Origin of the sequence: uncultured Arthrobacter sp., assembly GCF_902805515.1 — a bacterium.
Classification (GTDB): Bacteria; Actinomycetota; Actinomycetes; order Actinomycetales; family Micrococcaceae; genus Arthrobacter_D.
Genome location: NZ_CADCTE010000066.1, coordinates 98,752 through 115,477, shown reverse-complemented (window position 1 = coordinate 115,477; position 16,726 = coordinate 98,752). Strand labels below are relative to the sequence as shown.

Genomic DNA, 16,726 nt, shown 5'->3' with positions numbered 1-16,726 from the left:
GCGGAGCCCCCGACGCGGCCGAGCCGTGGACGCCGGACCTGCTGACCTTCGGCAAGGTGATCGGCGGCGGCATCCCGGCGGCGGCGCTGGGCGGCCGCGCCGACGTCATGAACCACCTCGCCCCGATCGGGCCGGTCTACCAGGCCGGGACGCTGTCGGGGAACCCGGTGGCCGTGGCCGCCGGCGTCGCCACGCTGACCGCGGCGACCGGCGAGGTCTACCGCCACGTCGACGCCCGGTCCCTCGAAATCTCGACCGCGCTCTCGGAGGAGCTGAGCCGTGCAGGGGTGGACCACTCGATCCAGCGCGCCGGAAACCTCTTCAGCGTCGCCTTCGGCACCTCCGAGCGGGGCGTGAGCAACTACGCCGACGCCCAGGCCCAGGAGGCCTTCCGCTACGGGCCGTTCTTCCACTCGATGCTCGACTCCGGGGTGTACCTGCCGCCGTCGGTGTTCGAGGCGTGGTTCCTCTCCGCGGCGCACGACGACGCCGCCATGGAGGAGATCTTCGCGGCGCTGCCGGCGGCGGCCAAGGCCGCCGCGGCCGCCCAGCCGGCCTAGGGACCCTTAAACACATCCACTGCGCAGTAAGTACCGGAAAACCCCTCGGGGTCCGGCATTACTGCGCAGTGGATATTTAAGCAGTGGATGTTGAAGCGGTGGATCTTTAAGCAGTGGGTGTCTAAGCGGGGAGGTACCGCCTAGAACGCGGGGGTGACGTCTCCGCTGGGCCACTGCTCCTCGATGAAGGCGCGGACCTCGTCGGAGTGGAGCAGCTCGTCGAGCTTCTCGATCCGGGCATCACCCTCGGAAGAGGTGTTCCAGGCCAGGAAGTTCGCGTACGGGTTCTCCTCCGTCGACTCCACGATCAGGGCGTCGTCGGTGTTGAGCCCGGCGTCGAGGATGTAGTTGCCGTTGATGATCGCCAGGTCCACCGACGGGTCCTTGACGTCGTTGAGCAGCAGCTCCGGCTGGTTCTCGACGAACTCGTAGCCGTTCGGGTTCTGCGCCTCGGTGAGCGCGAGGACCGAGGCCTCCTCCTCGATGCCCGTCAGCAGCCCGGCTTCCTGCAGCAGGGTCAGCGCACGGGCCTGGTTGGAGGGGTCGTTGGTGATGGCGATCCGGGCTCCCTCGGGAAGCTCGGAGACGTCGTCGTGCTTCTCCGAGAAGGCGGCGTACGGCTCGATGTGGACGCCCTCCCCGTGGGAGAACTCGTAGCCCTGGCCCTCCACCTGCTGCTCGAAGTAGGGCAGGTGCTGGAAGTAGTTGGCGTCGAGGTCCCCGTCCTTCAGGGCGATGTTTGGGGTGGTGTAGTCGTCGAACTCAACGATGTCGAGGTCGATGCCGCTTTCCTCGGCGAGGTTCTCGTCAACGAATTCGAGGATGCGGGCGTGGGGCAGCGGGCTGGCACCGACCGTCACGGTCACGGGGTTGGCCGGATCCAGGGATTCGACGGTCTCGCTTTCGGCAGCGGAGGCGCCGCAGGCGGAGAGCGTGAGGGTGGCTGCAAGGCCGGTGGCGGCAAGGGAGAGCAGTTTACGCACGGGTGCGTTTCCTTTCGGAAGTCCGGCGCCCAGGGGCCGGAAACGGGGCAGCTAGCGGCTACTGGCTGCCGTACCGCAGCGGCCGGATGGTGGTCCGGCATGCGGAAACCTGCGTGGGTCGAAACCCGGTGGAGTCGAAACCCGGTGGAGTCGAAACCCGGTGGAGTCGAAACCTCGGTGGACGAGGCCTGGTTAGGCGGAGACCTCGGGCACCGGGGCGCGCCGGCGGCGCCGTCCCGCCCCCGCGGTCGCGGCGTTGCGGTGGTCCACCCGGGCCATGGCCCGGTCCCCGGCCAGCTGGATCAGCTGGACGATCGCGACGATGATCACGATGATCACCACCATCACGGTGGTATCGAAGCGCTGGAGCCCGTAGTTGTAGGCGAGCCGGCCCAGGCCGCCGCCGCCGATGATGCCGGCCATCGCCGAGTATCCGACGAGGGCGACGAGGGTGGAGGTGAAACCGGCGATGAGCCCGGGCAGGGCCTCGGGGAGGAGCACCTTGCGGATCACCTGCATGCGGGTGGATCCCATCACCAGGGCCGCATCGATCTTGCCGGTGGCGACGTCGCGCAGGCTCGTCTCGACGATCCGGGCGAAGAACGGGATGCTGCCGATGCTCAGCGACACCGAGGCCGCGACCGGGCCGATCGAGGTGCCGGTGATCAGGCGTGCCAGCGGAATGAGGGAGACCATCAGGATCGCGAACGGGACCGAGCGCGTGATGTTCACGACGACATCCGAGAGGATGCGGTGGGTCACCGGCATCGGGCGGAGCCCGCCCGGCGCACTCGCGATGAGGAAGACCCCGAGGGGGAGTCCGATGAGCACCGTGAAGAAACCGGAGATGCTGATCATCTGAAGCGTTGCGGCGAACTCCTTGGGCAGCGCCTCGGTCAGCCCGGGATTGTTTGCGATCTGCTCAAGGAAGTTCATGCCGCCACCTCCACCGTGACTCCGCGGGCCCGAAGGTGGGATACCACCTCGTTCAATTCAAGGGGTTCGGCCGGAGCGTTGTCCTCGGCGGCCGGTGCCAGCCCCACGCGCATCCGTGAGAACTGCTCGCCGGCGAGGGTTTCGACGCTCCCTGCGAGGAGGGTCACGTCGAGGGAGAAGCGGCGGGAGAGTTCGGAGAGTACCGGGCCCGAGCCGGAGCCGCCTGCCGTGAGCAGGTCGAGGACAGGGCCCGTGCCGGACGGGTTGTGGGGCGGCAGCGGCAGCAGCGCCTGGACCAGCCTTCCGTTGAGGGAACCGGCCACCTCGCGCAGGGGGCCCTGTTCCACGACGCGGCCCTTCTCCAGCAGCGAGACGGAGTCGCAGATCCGCTTCACGACGTTCATTTCGTGGGTGATGATCAGGACGGTCAGGCCGAGGGTGTCCGCCAGGTCACGGATCAGGTCGAGGATCTCATCGGTCGTGGCCGGGTCGAGGGCCGAGGTCGGCTCGTCGCACAGCAGCACCGTCGGATCCGCGGCGAGCGCCCTGGCGATGCCCACCCGCTGCCGCTGGCCGCCGGAGAGCTGGGAAGGGTAGGCATCAGCGAACTCCGCAAGGCCGACGAGGCCGAGCAGGCGGGCGACCTTCGCGTCCTTTTCGCTCTTGGAGAGCCGCACGAGTTCCAGAGGCAGGGCGACGTTGCCCGCGGCGGTGCGGGAGTCAAGGAGGTTGGCGTGCTGGAAGACCATGCCGATCCGGCGGCGCGCCGAACGCACCTCGGAGTCCTTGATGGAGGTGAGGTCCCGGCCGTCGATGGAGACCGAGCCGGATGTGGGGCGGTCGAGCAGGGTCAGGCAGCGGACCAGTGTCGACTTGCCGGCTCCGGAATGACCGATGACGCCGTGAATCGTTCCGCGCGGAACCTCAAGGCTGACGCCGTCGAGGGCGTCAATGGTGCGTCCGCCCTGGCGGTAGGACTTGCGCAGCTCAGTAACCGTAATCATGGATCCTCATGGCTTGGCTGGAAATGGATTCGGCGCGGCGCTGCGGCACTTGGATAACCCTTCGATGGTCGCATGGACCAAAGGGCCGGCGAAATTGTGTGTGCCGGGTCACACCGGTGTGCGTCATGCACCGTAAAAAAGTTGGAGCCCGGTCCTCCGCCGGCCCTGCTCCGGTCACTCCGGGGCCCTTCCGGAACCTCTTTCGGGTGCTCCCGGAACTCCGCGCGGGGCAGTTCGATGCCCGGGGCCTGCTCAGCCGGCGACGAGGAGGGTCTCCGCCGGGTCGGGAATCACCGGCCAGGCGCGCTCCACGACCACTTCCGGGTCGGCACGCCGCAGGTACTCCTCAAGGCTCGCGGCCTGACGGTCGGCCCACACCACCTGTGCTTCGTGCAGGTCTTCGGCGGGCCGGGCGAGGCTCGGGTAGCGGACCGCGAGGGTTTCGGCGACGCGCAGGGTGGCCAGCACGTCGGCGGCCGAGGTGTGGGCGTTTTCGAACTCGATCCCGTAGTGCTCGCACATGGCCGTCAGGGTCCGCTTGCCGCGCCGGTAGCGGTCGACCTGCTTATCCATCACATACGGGTCGAGCACCGGCGACGGCGCGGGCGCATCGAGCCCGTACCGGGCGCTCTCGCGGGCAAGGACCGTGAAGTCGTACCGGGCATTGAACGCCAGCACGGGCACGCCGGAGGAGAACAGCCGCCGCAGGACCGCTGCCGCCTCCGCCACCACGGTGCCGGCCGGCTGGCCGTGGGCCCGCGCGTAGGCGGTGCTGATGCCGTGGATCGCCGCGGCTTCCTCCGGGATGTCCACCGCCGGATCCGCAAGCCACTCATGCTGCTCAACGACGGATCCGCCGCCGTCCACAACCAGGATGGAGGCCGTGACGATACGGGCGTCCAACGGATCGCGCCCGGTGGTTTCGAGGTCGAACCCTGCCCGGGGGAGGGAGTGCCAGCTGGTCATGGATTCCACGCTAACGGCAGCCACCGACGTTTCCGGTGGCGACGCTCCGGCTAGGCTTGAAGCCATGAGGAGCGCTGCCGACTATCAGGAGTCGGTGCTCGACGTGGCCCGGCTCATCCCGCCGGCGTTCGTGCTGACCTATGGGGATATCGCCGAACTGCTCGAGAGCGGGGGGCCGCGGCAGGTCGGAGCGGCGATGAGCCGCAGCGGATCGGCCGTGCCCTGGTGGCGCGTGATCCGGGCGGGTGGATTTCCTCCCCGCGGGCTCGCCGGGGAGGCACACCCCCACTACGCCGCCGAGGGTACCCCGCTGCGCGCCGCCCGGGGCGGCCGGGAGCGGGACGGCGACTACGCCGTCGATCTCCGCTCCGCCCGGTGGACCCCCTCGCCGGAGGAGCTGGGCGAGCTGACGCGGATCCGGGAGCGGCTGCGCGGGCAGTCCGAGACCGACACAGCGCCGACCCTGGCCTGAATTGTCGGTACCTCGTGATGGGCTTAAGGCATGACCACCACCCTTTCCGGCCCCGGGACCGACGCCGAAACCTCCGGTGCGCTCACCGACCCGGGCTCTCCCGGCCGCCCGCGCGGCTTCGCGGACGCGGCGTCGGTGGTGACCGCCCCGCCGGCCCCCGGCGGGACGCTCGTGCTCGGCGGCCCGGGGGCGGGGAAGTCCCGGCTGCTCGTCGACCTGGCGGTCCACCGCATCAACTCGGGCCTCCTCGAGCCCTCTGGGCTCCTGCTCCTGGCCCCTACCCGCGCCGCAGCGGCACGGCTGCGCGATCAGCTCACCAGCAGCCTTGACCGCAGCCTCAGCACGGCCCCGGCCCGCACCTGGGGCTCCTACGCCTTCGACCTGATCCGCCGCGCGAAGATCGAGGGCCGGATGCCCCATCTGAGCCGGCCTCCCCGTCTGCTCTCGGGCGCCGAGCAGGACCTCATCATCAAGGAGCTCCTCGCGGGCCACGGCGGCGAGGGCGCTCCGTCCCTGGCCTGGCCGGCCAGCCTGGCCCTGGCGCTGGGCACGCGCGGCTTCCGGCAGGAGATCCGCGAGCTTTTTGACCGGGTCAGCGAGTACGGAGCCTCCGCCGAGGAACTCCACGCGTGGGGCCTGCGCTTCGACCGGCCCGACTGGAGCGCGGCCGCCGCCCTCTACCAGGAGTACCGCGATGTCCTCGACCTGAGGATGCCCGAGGCGTTCGACCCGGCTGGCATCCTCACCGGGGCGCGCCAGCTGCTGGAGCAGGACCCGGAGTTCCTCGATGAGGAACGGGCGCGGCTGAAACTGATCCTCGTCGACGACTACCAGGAGGCGAACCCGGCCATCCACGCCCTGCTCGGCCTCCTGGCCCAGGGCAGCGAGGCGGTCATCACCTCCTGCCCCGACACCGCCGTCCAGGGTTTCCGCGGTGCCCGGCCCGAGCTCACCGGGCGGCTCGAGGAGCTGCTCGACGCCGGCCAGGGCCTGCGCACCGTGGTGCTTCCCACCTCCTTCACCCTGCACGAGCACCTTTTGGGGGCGTGGCGGAATGTCGCCTCCCGCATCGCCACGGCCGGCGCCGGCAGTGCCTACCGCCAGCTGGCGGGGCGGCCGTCAACGGAGCAGGTTGGGCGGGCAGGGGAGGACCCGGCTCCAGGGACCGGTCCCACTCCGCCCGACGCCGGATCCGTCCCGGCCGGTGCGGCGCCCGGAGTCGAGGTCCACCTCGTCGACTCCGTGTTCCATGAACAGCGCTACCTCACCCAGCGGATCCTCGAGGCGCACCTGTACGACGGCCGCAGCTTCGATGACATCGCCGTGATCGTCCGCAACGGCGGCCAGGTCCAGGCGGTCCAGCGGTTCCTGACCGCCCAGGGGCTCGCGGTCAATGTGCCCGCCGCCGAGACGGCGATCCGCGACGAACCGGCCGTCCGGCCCCTCCTGGACATCTTCTCGGTGATTGTGGGCGCCACCGGGATCACCCCCGAGTTGTGTGTTTCGCTGCTCACCTCACGCATCGGCGGCGCCAGCCCGCTTGAGCTGCGGCGCCTGCGCCAGGTGCTGCGCCGTGAGGAGCTCACCGAGGGCGGCGGGCGCACCAGCGACGAACTCCTCGTTGAGCTGCTGTCGGCGCCCGTGCCGGCGGGCACCCTGCCGCGGGAAGCGCGCCCGGTGCAGCGCATCGCCCGGATGATCGAGGCGGGCCGGAGCGCGCTCGCCTCGGCGGGCGACCCGGAGTCGGTGGTGTGGGCGCTGTGGTCGGCCTCGGGCCTCTCCGCCACCTGGTCCGCCGCTGCCGTCGCCGAAGGGCCGTCCTCCGCCCGCGCCGACCGCGACCTCGATGCCGTGCTTGCCCTCTTCCAGGCCGCCGAGCGGTTCGTCGACCAGATGCCCGGTGCCCCGGCGGGGCTCTTCCTCGAATACCTCCTGAGCCAGGAACTCCCGATGGACACCCTCGCCCCCCGGGCCCACCGGCGGGCGTCGGTGTCGGTCCTGACCCCGGCCAGCGCTGCCGGGCGGCACTGGCCCCTGGTGATCGTCGCCGGGCTGCAGGAAGGGGTGTGGCCCAACCTGAGGCTGCGCGGGGAGCTGCTCGGATCGGGCGAACTGCGCGCCCTGCTGGACCACGGCGCCTCCTTCCGCCAGCACCGGGACCCGCTGAGCCTGCTTCAGGACATCCGGTTCGACGAGCTGCGGACCTTCTCCACCGCCGTCTCGCGGGCCTCGGAGCAGCTGCTGTGTATCGGGGTGTCCTCCCCGGACGAGCAGCCCTCGCAGTTCCTCGACCTCGTTGACCCGCTGCCACCGGGAGTGGACGAGCGGGCCCGCACCGAGGTGCAGCGTCCCCTCACGCTGCGCGCCCTGGTGGCCGAACTGCGCAAGTTCGTGCAGGAACCGGCGCGGAGCCCGGCCCTGGCCGCGGAAGCAGTCCTGCACCTGGGCCGCATGGCCGGGGTCTCACCGCCGGTGCCGGGTGCGCACCCCTCCCAGTGGTGGGGCCTGCTGCCGCTGAGTTCCGACGGTCCTGTGGTCCCGCCCGACGCGGCCATCCCGGTCTCGCCCTCCAAGGTCGAATCCGTCCTCCGCTCCCCGCTGAACTGGTTCGTCTCGGCCGCCGGCGGGGAACCGGCCACCGACTTCGCCCGCTCGCTGGGCACCCTGGTGCACCAGATCGCCCAGGACCTGCCGCACGCCAGCGGCGGAGAGTACGTCGCCGAACTGCAGCGCCGCTGGCCCACCCTTGGTATGAAGGAGAACTGGGAGGGCAAGCTCGACTACCGGCGGGCCGAAACCATGGTGCGCAAGCTCGCCGCCTATGTTGTCGACGCCCGCCAGGCCGGCCGGTCCCTCGTTGCCACCGAGGTCGACTTCACCGTCGACATCCCCGTGCCGGCCGGTGACGCCGAGCGCACGGCGCGGCTCAAGGGCCAGATCGACAGGCTCGAAATCGACGCCGCGGGCCGCCTCGTGGTGGTGGACCTGAAGACGGGGAAGTCCGCGCCGGCCAAGGCCGAGCTCGGCCAGCACCCGCAGCTGGCGGCCTACCAGGCGGCGGTGGGCGAAGGCGGCCTGCTCGACGCCGCCGGGTCGGACACCCCGGGCGGCGCCGCACTGGTGCAGCTCGGGACGACGGCGAAGGGCGCCTCGGTGCAGGAACAGCCTCCCCTGGAACCCGGGGACACCTGGGCGAAGGACATGATCGGCGAGGCTGCGCTGCTGATGGCCGCCGCCGAGTTCGAATCGGTGCACGATCCGGGCCGGTCCGGATTCGGCGGCAGCGGGTGCCGGCTTCCGGAGATCTGCCCGCTGTGCGCCGAGGGAAAGCAGGTCACCGAGTGAGCCGGAACGTTCTGAACCGGCCCGCCGGCGGGCCCGGCGACCCTACCGGGGCGGCAGGCATGCGCTTCTCGGCCCGGGCGCTGGCGGAGCTGCTCCACACCGACCCGGCCTCGCCGGTTCAGTACCCTACCGCCGACCAGGCGCGTGTCATCGAGGCCCCGCTGGAGCCGCTGCTGGTGGTCGCCGGAGCCGGCTCGGGCAAGACCAAGACGATGGCGGACCGGGTGGTGTGGCTCGTCGCCAACGAACTGGTCCGCCCCGAGCAGATCCTCGGGGTGACCTTCACCCGCAAGGCTGCCGGCGAGCTCGGGACCCGGATCAGGCAGCGCCTGGCGGCGCTGTACCGCGCCCTCGACGGTGAGGATGCCCCTGGTCAGGACCGGCTGGACCCGACAGTGTCGACCTACCATTCCTTCGCCAATGGGATCGTCCAGGACTACGGGCTCCGCATCGGGGTGGAACGCGATTCGGTGATGCTCGGGACCGCTCAGGCCTGGCAGCTCGCGGTGTCCGTCGTCGAGGCGTACAGCGGGGAGTGGAGCCACTTCACCGCCGCCAAGTCGACCCTCGTGAACGCTGTACTGGGCATGGCCGGGGAATGCGCCGAGCACCTCACGCCCCCCTCGGTGGTGCGGACCGCGCTGCGGGAGCACATCGAGGCTGTCGAAGGCCTTCAGTATTCGCTGAATTCGGCGCGCAAACCGACCCAGGCGGTCGCCAACCTGCTGGACAAGCTGAGGACACGGGTAAGCGTCACCGAGCTGGTCGACCAGTATGCTGCGGCGAAGCTGGCACGGCGGCAGCTCGACTTCGGCGACCTGGTGGCCCTCGCGGCCCGGATCGCCCAGGAAATTCCCGAGGCGACCGCGATGGAACGGCAGAAGTACGAGGTTGTCCTGCTCGATGAGTTCCAGGACACGTCCCACGCCCAGATGGTCCTGTTCTCCCGGCTGTTCGCCGACGGCAGGGCCGTCACGGCGGTGGGTGATCCGCACCAGTCGATCTACGGTTTCCGGGGAGCCTCCGCGGGCCAGCTCGGCACCTTCCGGACGGCCTTCCCGGTCGGGGCGCCGGGCGGAGCACTGGTGCCGTCGCCGGTTTCGAACCTCTCGGTCGCCTGGCGGAACTCGACGGCGATCCTGGCCGCCGCCAACACCGTCTCCGCCGCCCTCAACGTGCCCGCCCCCTGGCTCCGCTCCGCGCCGTCGCTGACGGTTCCCGGCCTGAGCCCCCGGCCCGGCGCACCGCTGGGGGAGGTCCGGATCGGACGGTTCCTCGCGGATGCCCCGGCCGGTGACCGGCCGGCGGAGGCCTCCGGGCCGGCCGGTCCCGGCGCGCCCCGGCCCGTCACCGAGGCCGAGGCCGTGGCGGCCGAGGTGATGTTCCACTCCCGGCGCACCTTTGAGCGCGACGACGCGGGCGACCGGCTGCGCCCGACCATCGCCGTGCTGTGCCGCGGCCGGAAACAGTTCGAGCCGATCCGCCGTGAGCTTGAGCGCAACGGCATCCCGGTGCAGATCGTCGGCCTCGGCGGGCTGCTGCGCACCCCCGAGATCGTGGAAATGCTCGCCGTGCTGCGGGTCCTCGGCGACCCTGACCGCTCCGACTCGATGCTCCGGCTCCTGGCCGGTGCCCGCTGGCGCATCGGGCCCGCCGACCTGATGGCGCTCGGCGACTGGTCCCGCCAGCTGGCCCGGGCACGGGAAGCGGCGGCCGGGCGTTCCACGCGTGCCGGGGAAGCGCAGGGGGACGACGACGCCGTCATCGCCCCGGACGCAGCCGAGAGCGGCAGCCTGGTCGAGGCCGTTGACCACCTCCCGCCCGAAGGCTGGGAGTCCGGGGCAGGCCGCAGCCTGACCAGTGAGGGAAGGGAACGGCTCGAACGACTGCGGAATGAGCTGAGGCGGCTGCGGGACTACGTGGGGGACGACCTCGGCACGATCATCGGTGAGGTGGAGCGGAGCATCCTGCTCGACATCGAGGTCGCGGCCAAGCCCGGCGTCGGCATCCACGACGCCCGCCGGAACCTCGATGCCTTCTCCGAGGCGGTGGCCGGATTCACCTCGACGGCCGAAAGGGTCGACCTCCCGGCCTTCCTCGCGTGGCTCGAGGCGGCCGACGCAGAGGAGGACGGGCTCCCCGTCACCCAGCTCGAGGCAAGCCGCGAGGCGGTCCAGCTGCTCACCGTTCACGCCTCCAAGGGCCTCGAATGGGATGTGGTGCTCGTTCCAGGGCTGAATGAGGGATCCTTCCCCAGCGGTACGGCGTCCCGGTGGAGCAGCGGCGATTCGGCCATCCCCTGGACCCTGCGCGGCGACGCTCCCGAGCTGCCCCAGTGGGACTGGGATCAGCCCGATGCGAAGGAGTGGCTGGAGAGCGAGAAGCGGTATGCCGACGAAGCGCGGGCCCATGCCGAACGGGAGGAACGCCGGCTCGCCTATGTGGCCTTCACCCGGGCCAAGCACGTCCTCGTCTGCACCTCCTCGGCCTGGGGCGGCGGACGCACGCGGCCCACGCCCGCCTCGGGCTACCTGCTGGACCTGCTCACCCTGGCCGAACAGGGGGAGGAGGGATTCGCCGTCCTGCACTGGCTGGCCGCGGAGGATGAGGGCGACGAAAACCCTGCCGCTGCCGTACCGCAGCGCGCAACCTGGCCCATCGATCCACTCGGTCCGCGGCGTCCGGCCCTGAGCGAGGCGGCCGGCGCCGTCGCGGGAGCGGCGCAGGCCTTCGCCGCCGCCGGGTCGGGCGCGCGGGAGGCGTGGGCGCCCCCGGCCGGCCGGTGGAGCCGGGAGGTCGAGCTCGCCCTCGCCCGGCGCGCCCAGGACGAGGAGAAACTCCCGGTGACCCTGCCGGCCCACATCTCGGCGTCGACGCTCGTCGAACTGGGTGAAGACCCTGCCGCCGTGTTGGCGCAGCTGCGCCGGCCGGTGCCGCGCCAGCCCGGTTCCGCCGCCCGGAAGGGGACGGCCTTCCACGCCTGGATCGAGGAGTTTTACGGCACCAGCGGCATGCTGGACCTGGGGGAGTACCCGGGAGCCGCCGATGCCCATGTCGACGAGGCGCTCGGCCTTGACGAGATGGCCGAGATTTTTCGAAACTCGTCCTGGGCCGCCCGCACCCCGGCCGGGATCGAGGTGCCCATCGAGACGAAGGTCGGCGGAGTCATCGTGCGCGGGCGCATCGATGCGGTGTTCCAGGATGCCGACGGTGGGTGGGACCTCATCGACTGGAAGACCGGCCGGCCGCCCAGCGAGGCGAAACGTGCCGCCAAGTCGGTCCAGCTCGCCCTCTACCGGCTCGCCTGGGCCCGGCTCAAGGAGGTGCCGCTGGAATCGGTCCGGGCCGCCTTCTTCTATGTGGCGGACAACGCCCTGATCCGCCCGCACGACCTCGCCGGGGAAGCCGAACTGGAAAGGATTATCGCCGCCGCTGTCGAGCTCGGCGGGTAGGGCCGCCCGCTGGGTGCCGCCGCCGGAGCGCATTCCTGGGCACTCACCGGCCGAATCGTGTCGAGCGAATCACCCCGGGCTGATTACTCGAGGCTGATTACTCGAGGCCAATTGCTCCCGGGCCAATTTCTCCCGGCATTACTCCCGGCATTACTCCACGGGCGGGGCAGCCAGGCGGGCTGCCTCCAGGCGCGGAGCCCCTAGCGGTGGGAGGAGATGATCGGGATTGCCGTGGTGGCGAGGTGGTCGGTCGACCCGGCGGCCGGTGTTGAGGGTGTGCCTGCGGGGCGGAGGCGGGTCACCGCCGGGAGGGTTTCGTTCGTGCCATCGCCCTGCACCCCGTGGGTGGCGGCATGGCTCCCGGCCCGCTGGACCGCAGGAAGGGTCGAGGGGGCGGGGACGGACGGTGCCGCCGGATCGGCGGCAGGTTCGGCCGGCTTGTCCGGGGAGGACTGTGCCGCATCCTGGGCGGGCGTCTTTCCCTGCTGGCCGAGCTCCGGAGCGGGGAGGCCCGGTGACGGCGCCGGGTCCGCCGACGTAACCGCCACGGGTGCGACGACCGAGGGGGCGATCATCGTCGGGGCGATCACCGGTGGGGTCACCACGGTCGGGGTGACCACCGTCGGCTTGGGTCCTCCGGCGGTGCCGGCCGGGGCCTCCGGACGTTCGCCGTCCGCCGTCGTGCCGGTCGCCTTGCCGGTAACCGTCGTGCTGCCCGCCGCAGTGGATCCGGCTGGTGTGGTGACCACTGTCGCTGCTCCCGTGGTTCCGGGTCCCGTGGTTCCCGGGCCCGCGGTCCCCCGGGTTCCGGAGACGCCGCGTGCGGCACCGTGCCCGTCGCCGGGGGAGGTGAGGTCGAAGGCCACAACATCGGCCTCGAGGGAGGCCATCATGTCGTGCGCCTCGGCGATCATCTGGGGATCCTCCATGGCCAGACCGCGCACCATCCACTGGGCCAGGGCGAACTCGGCGGCCAGCGCCGCGCGCCGGGCAAGGTGCTGGTCGGCTGCGCCGCGCGCCTTGGCATAGGCGGCGTAGACCGAGTCCACGAAGGAGGCATCGGCGACGGCCGCGAGCCAGGCGAAATCGTCGGCAGGATCACCGATCCGCAGGTCGGTCCACCCGGTCACGGCCGAGATCCGGCTGCCCGAAATCAGGAGGTGGTCCTCGTGCAGGTCCCCGTGGACCACTGTCGGGCTGAAGCGCCACAGGGTCACGTCTTCGAGGGCGTGCTCCCATCGGCGCAGCAGGACCGAGGGGATCCGGCCCGTCGTCGCCGCCTGGTCAAGCTCGTTGAGCTTCCGCGTCCGAAACTCGTTCGCTTCATAGCTTGGAAGGTTGGCCTGCTGCACGAGCGCCTTGGGCAGTTCGTGGATGGCCGCCAGCGCCCTCCCGATCTCGGCTGCCATGCCGCGGCCGCCGGCCGCGAGGGTCTCGAGGTCCCGGGTGCTGCCCTCGAGGTGCGAATAGACGAAGGTGCTCAGGTTGCCCTGGCGGACGCTCCCGGCGATGTGCGGGATGAGGAAGGGAAGCTCGGCCCGGACTGCCGGGGTGAAGGCCCGCAGGGCCTGCAGCTCGGTTTCGAGGCGCATGCTGGCTTCCGGGTGACGGGGGGAACGGACCCTCCACTGCTTGCCGGCGGCGTCCACAAGCAGGGCGGCGTCGAAATCCGCGCTGTCGTCCGGGGCACCGGTAACACCGGTGGGTGCGAGCCCAGGCACAGCGGCGCTGGCGATGGCAGCAAGTTCCATGGGAGTCCGTTTCACACTGTCAACGGTAGGTGCATCGGTGCACCTCGGGACAATTCGGCGGCGGCGAGTCGCCGAATGCCTTGAAATTCCGCGACTTCTCCTCCACCGTCCCGGCCCCCAAATGTCTTTTGGGGGACCAAGTTAGTACCGTAGAAGGATGAGCGAACCCCTGCGCACCCTCCTCCAGCCGCCGCTCGTTTCCCTTCCGCTTTCCCGCTCCCACGCCGACCGCGGAGCCGATTTCCGGCTCACCCCCGACCTGTTCACCACGCTGTGGGCGTCCACCGACACCCAGGTGCTGGTCCTGGCGCAGGGGCGCTCCCCGCTGGCCGGCGGTGCGCTGCGGCTGTTCGGCACGGACGAGGTGCCCCGCCCGGAGAACCCGGTCTACCTGGGCCGGGTCCTGCCCGGGGCGCGGGCCGCCGGCGCCCACGTGGTGCTGGTAATGCTCGATGACGTCGACGAAGCGCTCGCCCCGGACGCGGAGTGGCACGGGCTGCGCGAGGTTGCCGCGTCCCTCGACGCCCGCGACGTCGGCCTGTTCGTCGAGGCCGCGGCACTGGCGCACTGGCATGCCACCCACACCCATTGCCCGCGCTGCGGCAGCCCCACCGTGCCCGAGGACGGCGGCTGGGTGCGCCGCTGCCCGGTTGACGATTCGCTCCACTACCCGCGCACCGACCCCGCCATCATCGTTTCGGTGATCGACGCCGAAGACCGGATCCTGCTCGGCTCGGCGGTGTCCTGGCCCGCCAACCGGTTCTCCACCCTCGCCGGCTTCGTGGAGCCCGGCGAGTCACTTGAGTCGGCCGTTCTCCGCGAGGTGGCCGAGGAGTCCGGGGTCGGGGTGCATTCCCCGCAGTACCTCGGGTCCCAGCCGTGGCCGTTCCCCGCCTCCCTCATGCTCGGCTACACGGCGGTGGCGGGAAGTACCGACCTGACGCCGGACGGTGTCGAAATCGAGACGCTTCGGTGGTTCACCCGCCGGGAACTGCATGAGGACCTCCGCGACGGCCGAATCACCGTGGCGGGGGAGATCTCCATCGCCCGCGCCCTGATCGAGCGCTGGTACGGCGGACCGCTTGAGGGCGAACCGGACGGAGCCCGTTTCCATTGAGTGATCAGCCGTTTGAAGAACGCATCCTCGATGGCCTCGACGACGAACAGCGCGCCGTGGCCACGACGCTGGCCGGCCCTTTGTGCGTCCTGGCCGGCGCCGGTACGGGCAAGACCCGCGCCATCACCCACCGCATCGCGTACGGCGTCCACACCGGCGTGTACAAGCCCCAGCAGGTCCTCGCCGTCACCTTCACCGCCCGGGCCGCCGCCGAGATGCGCACCCGGCTGCGCGACCTCGGCGCAGGCGGCGTCCAGGCGCGCACCTTCCACGCCGCCGCGCTGAGGCAGCTCCAGTACTTCTGGCCCTCGGCGGTCGGCGGGCCCCTGCCTGCCCTCGTCGACCACAAGGCCCAGCTCATCGCCGAGGCCGCCCGGCGCCTGCGCCTGTCCACCGACCGTGCGGCCATTCGGGATGTCGCCGCCGAGATCGAGTGGGCGAAGGTGTCGATGCTGATGCCCGACAGCTACGTCGCGGCCGCCGCCGGCCGGGCGGAACCCGCGGGCATGGACCTCACCACCGTTGCCCGGATCTTTTCGGCCTACGAGGACCTCAAGATCGACCGGAACCTGATCGACTTCGAGGACGTCCTGCTGACCACGGTGGGGATCCTGCAGGAGGACGAGAAGGTCGCCGCGACCGTCCGCAGCCAGTACCGGCACTTCGTCGTCGACGAGTACCAGGACGTCTCGCCCCTGCAGCAGCGCCTCCTCGACCTGTGGCTCGGCGACCGGCAGGAGCTGTGCGTGGTCGGCGATGCCAGCCAGACCATCTACTCCTTCACCGGCGCGACCTCGCGGCACCTGCTGGACTTCACCAGCCGCTACGAGGGTGCCCAGGTGGTGCGGCTCGTCCGTGACTACCGGTCCACGCCCCAGGTCGTCCGGCTGGCCAACACGCTCCTCGCCGCGCGCAGCAGCGAGGTGGACCGAAGGGCCGGGGCCACCTCCTGGTCGGCTCCGCTCGAACTGGTCGCGCAGCGCCCGGCAGGGCCTGAACCGGTCTTCACCGAGTGCACCGACGACGAAGCCGAGGCCGCCGAGGTGGCACGGCGCATCGGTGAGCTGCTGGCCTCCGGCGTACCGGCGAGCGAAATCGCTATTCTCTTCCGGACCAACGGGCAGTCCGAGGCGTACGAGCAGGCGCTCGCCAGCGCCGGCATCGGCTACCAGCTGCGCGGCGGGGAACGCTTCTTCGCCCGCCGCGAGGTTCGGGACGCGCTGCTTCAGCTCCGGGCGGCGGCCCGCGCCGAGGGCGAGGACGATGTCCCGCAGCAGGTGCGCGACGTCCTTTCCTCCCTCGGGTACACCTCCACCGCCCCGCAGACCTCCGGGGCCGTGCGGGAGAAGTGGGAATCCCTGGCCGCGCTCGTGGGCCTGGCCGACGAGCTGTCCCGCACCCGCGAGTCGTTCTCCCTCCGGATGTTCGTTGCCGAGCTTGAGGAACGGGCGGCCGCCCAGCACGCCCCGACCGTACAGGGCGTCACCCTCGCATCCCTCCACTCCGCCAAGGGCCTGGAGTGGGATGCGGTGTTCCTCGTGGGCCTGAGCGAGGGGCTGATGCCGATCTCCTTCGCCGACACCCAGGAGGCGATCGACGAGGAACGCCGGCTGCTGTACGTGGGCATCACCCGCGCGCGGGCCCACCTCGCGCTGTCCTGGTCGACCTCCCGCTCGCCGGGGGGCCGGGCCACCCGCAAGCCGTCGAGGTTCCTCGACGCCCTGCGCCCGGGCGGAGCCGGCGCGCGTACGTTCCGGCAACCGGCGGCGCGCAAGGTGCGCAAGGCCGCCGCGCCGGCGGTGTGCCGCGTCTGCGGGAAGGCGCTCGGCTCGGGCTCCGAGCGCAAGATGGGCCGCTGCGGCGACTGCCCGGCCACCTACCGCGAGGAGACGTTCGAGGCGCTGCGGGGGTGGCGGCTGGAGGAGGCACGCGACAAGGACGTCCCGGCATTCGTCGTGTTCACTGACGCCACCCTCATCGCGATCGCCGAGGCCAAGCCGCAGACCCTTGAGGAGCTCGGCGAGCTGGCCGGGGTCGGCTCCGCGAAGCTTGAGCGCTACGGCGAAGCGGTCATCGACATCATCAGCCGGAATGACTGAGCCCTCCCCGCACGCCGGCGGCCCTGGCACGGCAGAGCCGA

Annotated in this window: 10 protein-coding genes and 1 pseudogene; 6 read left to right on the top strand and 5 right to left on the bottom strand. The window is 71.2% G+C overall.

The window, feature by feature from the left end; all coding sequences use genetic code 11:
• Positions 1–560 (top strand): aminotransferase class III-fold pyridoxal phosphate-dependent enzyme (locus tag QZX79_RS05710; protein ID WP_294565846.1); only part of this gene is annotated, 560 nt, incomplete at its 5' end.
• Positions 561–700: 140 nt separating this feature from the next.
• Here the strand turns inward: QZX79_RS05710 and QZX79_RS05705 are convergent.
• The 4 genes from QZX79_RS05705 to QZX79_RS05690 form a co-directional block, all read right to left on the bottom strand.
• Positions 701–1,543: a MetQ/NlpA family ABC transporter substrate-binding protein gene (locus tag QZX79_RS05705; protein WP_294565843.1), complete on the bottom strand. Its 843-nt coding sequence runs from the start codon at positions 1,541–1,543 to the stop codon at positions 701–703.
• A 192-nt stretch (positions 1,544–1,735) separates the two neighbouring features.
• Positions 1,736–2,479: a methionine ABC transporter permease gene (locus QZX79_RS05700; protein WP_294565840.1), complete on the bottom strand. Its 744-nt coding sequence runs from the start codon at positions 2,477–2,479 to the stop codon at positions 1,736–1,738.
• Positions 2,476–3,483 carry a methionine ABC transporter ATP-binding protein gene (locus QZX79_RS05695; protein ID WP_294565837.1) on the bottom strand — a complete coding sequence of 336 codons (1,008 nt, stop codon included), beginning with the start codon at positions 3,481–3,483 and terminating at the stop codon, positions 2,476–2,478. Before QZX79_RS05695 ends, QZX79_RS05700 begins: the two co-directional genes overlap by 4 nt.
• A 252-nt stretch (positions 3,484–3,735) precedes the next feature.
• Positions 3,736–4,449, bottom strand: a complete 714-nt coding sequence (locus QZX79_RS05690; RefSeq protein ID WP_294565833.1) for a 3'-5' exonuclease — start codon at positions 4,447–4,449, stop codon at positions 3,736–3,738.
• On the opposite strand from QZX79_RS05690, the gene QZX79_RS05685 reads away from it, so the two are divergent.
• Genes QZX79_RS05685 through QZX79_RS05675 form a run of 3 tightly spaced genes read left to right on the top strand, consistent with a single transcriptional unit; the run spans position 4,448 to position 11,718 of the window.
• On the top strand, positions 4,448–4,921 hold the full coding sequence (locus tag QZX79_RS05685) for an MGMT family protein (protein WP_294565831.1): 474 nt from the start codon (positions 4,448–4,450) through the stop codon (positions 4,919–4,921). The two genes, QZX79_RS05690 and QZX79_RS05685, sit on opposite strands and share 2 nt — an antisense overlap.
• Positions 4,922–4,951: 30 nt before the next feature.
• The gene (locus QZX79_RS05680) at positions 4,952–8,266 is read left to right on the top strand and encodes an ATP-dependent DNA helicase (protein WP_294565830.1); all 3,315 of its coding nucleotides are present in this window, start codon (positions 4,952–4,954) and stop codon (positions 8,264–8,266) included.
• Positions 8,263–11,718, top strand: a complete 3,456-nt coding sequence (locus tag QZX79_RS05675) for an ATP-dependent DNA helicase (protein WP_366484722.1) — start codon at positions 8,263–8,265, stop codon at positions 11,716–11,718. Before QZX79_RS05680 ends, QZX79_RS05675 begins: the two co-directional genes overlap by 4 nt.
• Before the next feature lie 866 nt (positions 11,719–12,584).
• Here the strand turns inward: QZX79_RS05675 and QZX79_RS05670 are convergent.
• Positions 12,585–13,484 (bottom strand): annotated as a pseudogene (locus tag QZX79_RS05670) (phosphotransferase); the annotation flags it as partial.
• Positions 13,485–13,626: 142 nt separating this feature from the next.
• Here QZX79_RS05670 and nudC point away from each other — a divergent pair.
• Both nudC and QZX79_RS05660 read left to right on the top strand, forming a co-directional pair.
• Entirely contained in the window at positions 13,627–14,586 is a 960-nt protein-coding gene (nudC, locus tag QZX79_RS05665; RefSeq protein ID WP_294565828.1) for an NAD(+) diphosphatase, read from the top strand.
• Positions 14,583–16,685 carry an ATP-dependent DNA helicase UvrD2 gene (locus tag QZX79_RS05660; protein ID WP_294565823.1) on the top strand — a complete coding sequence of 701 codons (2,103 nt, stop codon included), beginning with the start codon at positions 14,583–14,585 and terminating at the stop codon, positions 16,683–16,685. The genes nudC and QZX79_RS05660 overlap by 4 nt, the downstream gene beginning before the upstream one ends.
• Positions 16,686–16,726 lie beyond the last annotated feature (41 nt).

Coding starts and splice junctions, on each gene's coding strand:
- QZX79_RS05700 (WP_294565840.1), bottom strand. CDS start 2,479: ATGAACTTCCTTGAGCAGATCGCAAACAATCCCGGGCTGACCGAGGCG.
- QZX79_RS05695 (WP_294565837.1), bottom strand. CDS start 3,483: ATGATTACGGTTACTGAGCTGCGCAAGTCCTACCGCCAGGGCGGACGC.
- QZX79_RS05685 (WP_294565831.1), top strand. CDS start 4,448: ATGGATTCCACGCTAACGGCAGCCACCGACGTTTCCGGTGGCGACGCT.
- QZX79_RS05690 (WP_294565833.1), bottom strand. CDS start 4,449: ATGACCAGCTGGCACTCCCTCCCCCGGGCAGGGTTCGACCTCGAAACC.
- QZX79_RS05680 (WP_294565830.1), top strand. CDS start 4,952: ATGACCACCACCCTTTCCGGCCCCGGGACCGACGCCGAAACCTCCGGT.
- nudC (WP_294565828.1), top strand. CDS start 13,627: ATGAGCGAACCCCTGCGCACCCTCCTCCAGCCGCCGCTCGTTTCCCTT.